This is a genomic window from Legionella tunisiensis, assembly GCF_000308315.1.
GTDB lineage: Bacteria > Pseudomonadota > Gammaproteobacteria > Legionellales > Legionellaceae > Tatlockia > Tatlockia tunisiensis.
Genome location: NZ_CALJ01000012.1, coordinates 1 through 1,823 on the forward strand (window position 1 = coordinate 1; position 1,823 = coordinate 1,823).

Here is a 1,823-nt window from a genome sequence, read left to right on the forward strand (position 1 = left end):
CATACTCCTCTCAGAATGCCATTCTTGTATTCGATGCCCAGATTAATGTGGGGAACCATAAGTTACATATAGGGTGTCAGGGTAGAGGGAGTCCTACCGTTATTCTTGAAGCAGGCAGTGGAACAGATTTATCTACTTGGTCAAAAGTACAACCTGAAATTGCCAAGTTTACTCGTGTTTGCAGTTATAGTAGAGCAGGGTTGGGAAAAAGCAGCATTCCCAACAATACGATACAGTTCGATGCTCTTAAAACAACAAGCGATTTGCATACTTTATTGAACAATCCATTAATCAGAACAAACAGCCCTCCACCTTATATTTTAGTTGGCCATTCTTATGGTGGATTGTACATACGGAACTTCCTGGAGCAATACCCACAAGAAGTTGCTGGCATGGTTTTAGTCGAAGCAACTTCAGGTACTATGAGGATGAAAGATTACGGCTTTTCTGATGAGCTTGTTAATGCACTGTTCATCGTTGATGAAAAAGATACTTATTTAAAGAGACATTTAGAGGTTAGTGAGAATCAACTGCAAGCTGTCAAACAAAACCCAGAGTTAATCGCTAAAATTAAAATCCAACCAATACCTTATGATTTACTACAAAAATCGATATTTTTCGCCAGATAGAAAATAAAGATATGGATGATTTGGATAAAATGAATAAAAAATCCTTATCTTTTAGGAAATAAACCTCTAGTGGTTATTATTGCTGAGCAAAATGAGATGATTCACTTTGTTACTCGTTATCGAGAATTAAAAAATTTTGTTAGTGCGGTAATTAGTGAAGATCAGCGTGGTGCATTTAATGCGATGCTTAATCTTGATCTCAAGAAACCTATAGCATTAGCAAAAGCTGAAAAAATTAAAATGCTGGCGTTATCCACCAAGAGCATTCTTAAAATAGTTAAAAAAGTGGACATAATATTCACATTGATCAACCAGAAATTTTTATTAATAGTGTAAAACAGGTTGTCTTCTCAGTAAGACAGAGTTAAAAAATTGATGGCAACTTTGAATAATTCTGGCTACTGCTACGTCACCGCCTACTCTCTGCAGTGACGTAGGAATTCTCAAACGCTACATCCCAATAAAATCAAGCCTAAACCACCCTCTGTCCTAATAAGCTCATCAGGATTGCTGCATTACCAGCTCCTGAGGTAGCTGTGGCACCAGAAGCTACTGTAATAAGAACGCTTAGGGACAAGCTTCATCAAATATAGATCATTTTATATTATTTCAGGAGGAGTCTGTCCCCAAAGGTTGTTATATTGTTGGGCATACGCAGGTTTCTATGGTCAATGATACGCCGCATGGGGACGATGGGGTTTATTTAATACGACTAATGAGGATCGGGTTCAGACTTTTCTGTGCCAATGGCTAGTGTGGATGATATTATTTCTTTACCTAAGGGACAAGCATTTCTATTGGTCAATGGAGGAGAGCTATTTAAAATTAGAACGCCATTGTTTTCACTTTAATTTTTTAAATAACCACACAATTTCAATTAAATAATCTACTATTTAATTTAGTATTCAAAATTACCAAAATATTATGGAATATAACTTACTAAAAATAGATGATTTCTCCTTCAGGGAAGAACAAAAGTCTGCTATACATATAGCAAATTTATATATAGAGGAATTCTTTAATCAAAAGATAAATAACAAATCATGTCTAATTTGTATGCCAACAGGTAGTGGGAAAACAGGAGTTTTTGCGTATTTATCTCGAGGATTTAAAAACCCCAAACAACCAGGTGTTTTGGTATTGTCACCAAGAATAAAGATAACACAACAAATATATACAGAAACATTCAGCAAT

3 protein-coding genes and 1 pseudogene are annotated in these 1,823 nt (G+C 35.5%); all 4 read left to right on the plus strand.

Annotated elements, in window-relative coordinates:
- A partial coding sequence (locus BN58_RS27880) for an alpha/beta fold hydrolase (protein ID WP_026069166.1) occupies window positions 1-629 on the plus strand: 629 nt, incomplete at its 5' end.
- 69 nt (window positions 630-698) lie between these two features.
- Window positions 699-965 carry a hypothetical protein gene (locus tag BN58_RS00840; protein WP_019215220.1) on the plus strand — a complete coding sequence of 89 codons (267 nt, stop codon included), beginning with the start codon at window positions 699-701 and terminating at the stop codon, window positions 963-965.
- 304 nt (window positions 966-1,269) lie between these two features.
- A pseudogene (locus BN58_RS32285) lies at window positions 1,270-1,480 on the plus strand (type IV conjugative transfer system coupling protein TraD); the annotation flags it as partial.
- Window positions 1,481-1,553: 73 nt separating this feature from the next.
- Window positions 1,554-1,823 (plus strand): DEAD/DEAH box helicase family protein (locus BN58_RS29425; protein WP_156812291.1); only part of this gene is annotated, 270 nt, incomplete at its 3' end.